The organism is Streptomyces sp. NPDC057654, from assembly GCF_042800135.1.
Taxonomy (GTDB): Bacteria; Actinomycetota; Actinomycetes; order Streptomycetales; family Streptomycetaceae; genus Streptomyces.
This window is the reverse complement of sequence record NZ_JBHVHQ010000528.1, coordinates 1-5,972: the sequence shown is the minus strand read 5'-3', so window position 1 is coordinate 5,972 and position 5,972 is coordinate 1. Positions and strand designations below refer to the sequence as shown.

Here is a 5,972-nt window from a genome sequence, read left to right as displayed (position 1 = left end):
CGACCACGTCGCGCGGCGGGCGCGGCGCGGTCGAGGGAAGGTTGCCCGCGCCGAGCTGCTCGCGCTCCCGCCGTCGGATGAGTTCGGGGTGGTCGGCGAGGTGGTCGCGCTGGCGCTTCTGCCACTGGCGCACCTTGGCCTCGGCCGCGCGCTTGCCCTCGGGCGTGGTCGAGGCGGCGGCGCGGTTCTTCCACTTGCGAATGCCGCGTTCGATCGCGCGCTGACGCTGGCTGGCCTCGTACCCGTCCGGGTCCGTCGAGTGCTCGACGGGGGCGCGGGTGACGCCCGGCAGGTACGCCGAGAGGCTGTGCCGGCAATTGGGGTGCTGCAACCCGTGGCGGCGCGCTTCGTCGAGCGAGGCGACGATGTTCACGCGCACCGTGCGGCCGTCCTCGACGGCGTGCTCGACCTCGACCGTACGGGCGCCGCCCGGCCCGTCGAGGGACAGCACCTTGCCCTCATACGGCTTGCACAAGGGGCATTCGTGCGGGGCGTTGGAGACGATGACCAGGTCGACGCCGGCGGCGCGCAGCCGGTCGCCGTGCGCCTCGACCGCGGCCCGGCCCACGCTGGTACGCACGGCCATCTCGGCGTACGACGTCATCGACCACGCCCGCCCGCCTTTATCGACGAACGTCCGCAAGCCGCGGTCGGCAAACCGCTCCATCGCGCGTTGGGTGGCCTGGCGGCGGGTGTCGATGCCGAGTAGCGGCGTGGCGGATACCTCGGCGATCACCTGCCGGTACCCGTCCTCGACTCCGCGGAGAATGCCGCGGTGCGTGGCGGTGACGCGCTCGATCGTCTCGTGCGCGAGGCGGTCAACTGCGCGCGTGTTGGGCGTGGTTTCGGCGATCCCGCGTGCGTCGGCGTCGTGCAGCGCGCCCAGCTCGGCGAGCCCGGACCGGGCCCCGATGTTGTACGCCTCGGCGATCACGTCGAATACGTCGAGCCGGGTCGCCTTGGCGAGTTCGTCGACGACGCCTTGCGCGCCGCGGCGAAGCGCCTGCACGTCGGCAAGTTTGGCCGTGGCCCATCCTGGCGCGTCGTACCCGGCGGCGAGCTGCCGCGCCACGATGCCCAACAGCCGCTGCTCGGCATCTGCGTACAGATCACGGATGCCGACCGAGAGGTCTTCCACGAGGTCAGGAGAAACTGGCAAGCCACACCCCCGACTGTGAAATAGATCACTACTTGCGGGGTTGGGTGGGTCGGTGACCTGTTCCGCCTTTGAGTGCGCCAGGGGGCACGTCGATGACCTTCGTTTATAAGGCTCTGCAAGCGACAGAGTATGCACTGACCGTAAATTGCGGGAAGTGTCGCCTTCCATTCAAAGGTGCATCTGTCGTGCGCGTGGCAGCATTGGCGCTGGATGTGACGTGCGCACGCGCTTCCCTGAACGGTGATCGATCTCGTCAACCATGTGAAGGAAGCGTGGACTTGATGCCCAGTGACCAGAAGGACATGCTCGCCCCCAAGGGGCGAGACCTCGTGCTGCGTGTGCCCCGGCCATCGATCCGCCTCAGCGTCAGAGGTGGTGGGATCTTCTTCGCGATTGCCTTCGGCTACGTGCAACAACCAATTTCCGTGGTGGCGTTGGCTGCTCTCGGCATCGCGGGACACTGCTGCGATGCGGTTATCGCACGGTCCAGTGGGCGCCGTTCTGATGCCGCATAGAGGGGTGGAGTGGGGGCCGCGCGCTCAGATGAGTTCACCGGCCTGCATCGGGTCGGGTACGGCTTGCCCGGTCTCAACGAGGATGCGGTCGACCTCGGCATGTACGCGGTCGTCGGGCCAATCGGGATGCAGGATGCGTACGCGGGTGTCGACGCTTGCGGCCTGGGCCTGGGTGAGCAGCGACAGGGTTTGCGCGACGCTGGTCGGGTCGTCGCTCACGGCGTCCCCGAAGGCGACGCGGGGCCGCTCCGGCATGACGCTGGGCGAGAACAGGACCCGGTCGAGCATGAGCTGTACGTGCAAGATCTGGGCGAGCTCCGGTGTCCAGTAGCCGGCCTTCTGCTTGCGGGTGGTCATGCTCTTGCGCTGCCGCGCCTTGACCTCGGTGGCGGTGATCGCGCCGGTGTCCTCCATGCCGAATGTGGCGACGGAGTAGCCGGCGGACTGTACGGCTTGGCGCATGATCCGGTCGCTGGTGCTGTCGTGCTCGGCAACCCGGATGGCGAACTGCGACAGGGTGATCCCGGCGCCCTGCTCGGTGGGCGGGATGGCGAGGCCCTGCCAGATTTCCCGGTCGTCGTCGAAGCTCGCGCCGCGGCCGGGCCCGTGATCGCGCAGGTACGAATCCGGCACGATCAGCCGGGCCCGCGCGAGGCGGATGTCGCGCATCCACGAGGTCCATGTCTCGTCGAGCGAGTCCATGAGGTCGTAGATGGGGGCGTCGTAGTCGCTGCGCCCGAATGTCGAGCCGCGGTGCAGTCGGCTCGGCAGGTTGGGTACGTAGACCGCGGTCAGCGTGTCGATACCCGTCGCGATGGCATCGCCCTCGGCGCCGAGCGAGTCGGCGAGGCCGGCGGTCTCGGCGTGTTCGGTGAGCGGCACGCGGCGACCGATCGAGTCGGAGGTGCCTTGGTAGAGGGCGTGCAGGATGTACCCGCGCTCGTGCCGCTCCAGGTGGCGCCAGACGGTCGAAGTGTCGCTGCCGTGCAGCTCGCGCCAGAACGTCACGGCGCGAAGGATGCCGTGCGCGAACTCGGGTACCGCGCGGTCGGGCTGCATCACGGTGATGAGCGGCCGGTTGACCAACTCGGTGTCCCACGTGCAGCGCAGGTACGCGCCGCCCAGAGCGGCGCAGACCTCGGCGGCCTCCAGCAGCGTGTTCGTCAGCCCGCCGGCCTCGGCGAGTTCGTCCAGGCGGGCTTGGGTGATGGTGTCGGTGACGGCCAGGGCGAGCGGTTCGGAGAAGAGGAGCGAGGCCGAGGCGCCCGCGATGTCACCAGCGAGGGGGACGTGTAGGCGCTGGTCGGGCTTGCCCGGGTGCGGCTGGTGGCGGCGTCCCCACAGGCGGCGCCGGCCGTCGTCGCGGCGCTGCGCACCGTGGCGGTAGACCTGGGCCAGTCGCTTGTGATCCCCGCTGTACCAAGCGTCGCTGATCTTCATCGCGCGGTACGGCGCGGAGAGGTGCGGCGGCGGCCACGGAGCGTCGGACTCGGGCAGGGACACGAGATCACCCCTGTCGGTCATCGGGCCGATGGGCGCAACAGCGCATGTACGGCAGGTGGGACGGGCGGGGTTACGCGGCGAGGGCGAGCAGGTGCCGCCATTCGTGGGCGGTCGAGTGGATCACGTAGCGCAAGGCGTCGGCGCTGTGGTCGTCCACCTTCAACGGGGCGTCCTCGCCGCGTTCGGTGGCCTTGGGGTCCCAGCTATAGCCGGGCAGCTCCCCGAGAAGGCCCTCGCACGAGACGTGTACGCGTAGGCGGCCGGCGGCGAGCAGGCTCGACACGCTGCGTATCCCGTCGGCGACTTCGTTCGAGGCGCGGGCGAGGCCGGGGTGCCCGTCCTGCCACAACTGGGTTGAGAAGCTGGCCGCGCTCGGGTCTACGAACGTCCACTCGGGGACGATGTCGAGGTCGGCGAGCCACTTGCGGACGGCGGCGCTGTACTGCGCGTCGGTCATGCTGCGGTGCGTGGCGCGGGAGTCGTGCCGCCACTCGGCGGCGACGTACAGCCGGTCGTCGACTCCCTCGCCGAGCAGGATCGCCGAGAACGGGTTCGTGGTGCCGTAGTCGCACCCGAGCCAGTACCGGCGCATGTCGGGGAGTTCGGCGACGACGTGCCGTTCCTCGTCCCACATGTCGTAGATCGCGCCCTCGGCGACCACCCACGCGCCATCGATCATCCGGCGGCGCCACAGGCCGACGTACTCGGCGGCGAGGTCGGCGACGTACGCGGGCGACAATGACGGGTTGTCGCGCAGCTTGAAATGCCACGCCCGAAGGTTGAGTTCGTGGGCGCGGTCGAGGTAGCCGGCCTTGAGCCAGTGGCGGGGGGAGTCGGGGTTCGTGGTCGCGTACAGCCGGGCGCCGGGGACGGACAGGCGGGCGAGGAGCTGGGTCCAGAACCCTTCGGGTACGAGCGTTGCCTCGTCCACGTACGCGAGCTGCGCGGTGAGGCCGCGTAGCCGGCCTTCGGCGCGGGCGTCGGCGGCGCCGATCAGGTGGACGGTGCGGCCAAGGATCGTCGCGGTGGTCGCCCCGCGGGTGTGCACGACGTGCCGGGCCAGGGGTCCGAACAGGGCGCGGTCTTGCAGGGGGTCGAGTACGTTGCGCTCGATCGTTTGCAGCGACCGGCCACAGATGATGATCAGGCCGGACGGTCCCGCTGTGGCGACGGCGATCACGAACGCGAGCAGCGAGGCGATCGTCTTCCCGGACCGTACGGAGCCGTGCCACAGGTTGATGCGCGCCGTGGCCTGGCCGATGCTGCGGAGCTGTTTGCGGGATAGGGGCAGACGGTCGAGGTCGAGCACCAGCTCACCCCCCGGCGGCGCCCCCGTCGTCGTGGGCCTGGTCGTCGGTGGCGGCCTGCGTCAGCGCCTCGCCGAGTGCGCCCAACATGCTGCGCACCTGCTCGGCGTTCTCGCCGCCCTCGACCGGGGCGAGGCGCAGCGAGGTCCCGACGGCGGTCTGTACCGACGCGACGATCTGCCGTTGGTCGCCGAACCGCGGTTGGTCGAGGTTGACCTGTTGCCAGTGCCCATCTTTGCCGGCGAACTCGCCATAGACGCTGGGCGACCAGAGCTGTCCGCGTAGTCGCTCGGCGTCCTGCTGAAGTTCGAGCGCGAGGGCGGCGCGGCGCGCGGCGAGGTCGGCGGTACGGGCGCGGGTTGCGGCCTCGACCTGCGGGGCGCGGTCGAATGACAGGGGCGGGTCGAATTGTCCGGCGATCTTCGACACGGTCGAGGGCGACCGGCCGATCGCGCGGGCGATCTCGTTGCGGCTCATGTCCTGCGCGTGCAGCTCGCGGACGCGACGGCGGTCGGCGGCGGTGATGGGGCGGGCCACGGCTCACCCCCTCCGAGCACACCAGCGGCCCGGCAGCAGTGGGCCGCCGAGCCGTCGGGGTGTTGATCAGTTCTTCGGGCAGAGGTGTGTGCGCACGGCGGTGAGGATCTGCGATGCCTGTGTGGTGGTGACCTGCGTTGCTCCGCTGAACCGTTGCCGGGTGAGGTCCACCTGTTTGGCGTGGTCCTTCGGGAACGAGTGGATCGTGCCGCAGGTGTCGCGCCCTCGGCTCACCGCGCGGTCTTCCTTGCCGTTCACGATGGCCGACGAGATGGCGTTCAGCGCACGGATGTACTGGGCTTGCGTTGCAGCGTCCGGCTTGGGCGGGATGCCGGCGTTGGCCTCGGCGTCCGTTTGGCCCTTGCCGGGGTCTTCCGGCTTGTCCTTGCGCGGGGCGTCCGGGCCGGACAGCTCGTGTGACTTGGTGGGCTTGCTGTCGGCTTCCTTGTCGTCGCCGCACGCGCTGAGTCCGGCGGCGGCTATCACGACGGTGAGTAAGGCGGTGGCGGTGCGGTGCTTCACGGATCTCCCCGAGCAGGTGGCTACTTGCGCATGTGTGACTGCTGGGCGTGCGTGAAGGTTGTGTATCCGCTGTGCGACGTGGCCCGGAGCGCGAACGCCCGTCAGGGGAGTGACGGGCATTCGGTAGGGGCTCTGTTTCCGGGCATGCCGGAGACGCCTCAAATTAGATCACGGAACGATAACGGCACACAAGTGGGGTTCTGAGGCGCGGCCGATGGCCGATGCGGGCGGGGCGCGGCGCCGGGCGGCGGGTGATGTCGACGTACAGGCTGGCGCGGGTGCCGGCATCGACGAGTCGTTCGCGCTCGACGCCGGTTGATAGCCACAGGGCGGCGATCCGTGCGGCTGCTGCTGCGGCGGTGGCGTCGGACGCGGTGACGTCCACGCGTACGACCGGGCCCGCGACTCCACTCGGGGTGTCCGTCATGG

At 69.9% G+C, this 5,972-nt stretch carries 7 protein-coding genes; 1 reads left to right on the top strand and 6 read right to left on the bottom strand.

The features are described from left to right. Positions 1-1,138 (bottom strand): phage minor capsid protein (locus ACFU99_RS29805; protein ID WP_384397907.1); only part of this gene is annotated, 1,138 nt, incomplete at its 3' end. Positions 1,139-1,440: 302 nt separating this feature from the next. Between ACFU99_RS29805 and ACFU99_RS29800 the strand changes: the two genes are divergently transcribed. Next, complete coding sequence (locus tag ACFU99_RS29800) at positions 1,441-1,674, top strand: hypothetical protein (RefSeq protein WP_384397905.1); 234 nt, start codon at positions 1,441-1,443, stop codon at positions 1,672-1,674. A gap of 24 nt (positions 1,675-1,698) precedes the next feature. Here the strand turns inward: ACFU99_RS29800 and ACFU99_RS29795 are convergent, their stop codons facing one another. From ACFU99_RS29795 to ACFU99_RS29775, 5 genes are all read right to left on the bottom strand, one after another. Next, a complete protein-coding gene (locus ACFU99_RS29795; protein ID WP_384397903.1) occupies positions 1,699-3,198 on the bottom strand; it encodes a phage portal protein in 1,500 nt (499 codons plus the stop codon). Positions 3,199-3,247: 49 nt separating this feature from the next. Next, on the bottom strand, positions 3,248-4,486 hold the full coding sequence (locus tag ACFU99_RS29790; protein WP_384397901.1) for a PBSX family phage terminase large subunit: 1,239 nt from the start codon (positions 4,484-4,486) through the stop codon (positions 3,248-3,250). Positions 4,487-4,490: 4 nt separating this feature from the next. Next, a complete protein-coding gene (locus ACFU99_RS29785; RefSeq protein ID WP_384397900.1) occupies positions 4,491-5,021 on the bottom strand; it encodes a helix-turn-helix domain-containing protein in 531 nt (176 codons plus the stop codon). Between the two features lie 66 nt (positions 5,022-5,087). Continuing rightward, a complete protein-coding gene (locus ACFU99_RS29780; protein WP_384397898.1) occupies positions 5,088-5,543 on the bottom strand; it encodes a hypothetical protein in 456 nt (151 codons plus the stop codon). A 163-nt stretch (positions 5,544-5,706) separates the two neighbouring features. Continuing rightward, a partial coding sequence (locus ACFU99_RS29775; RefSeq protein ID WP_384397896.1) for a DUF6207 family protein occupies positions 5,707-5,972 on the bottom strand: 266 nt, incomplete at its 5' end.

Excerpts from the sequence above, each read along its gene's own strand:
- ACFU99_RS29795 (WP_384397903.1), bottom strand. The coding sequence starts at position 3,198 with ATGACCGACAGGGGTGATCTCGTGTCCCTGCCCGAGTCCGACGCTCCG.
- ACFU99_RS29800 (WP_384397905.1), top strand. The coding sequence starts at position 1,441 with ATGCCCAGTGACCAGAAGGACATGCTCGCCCCCAAGGGGCGAGACCTC.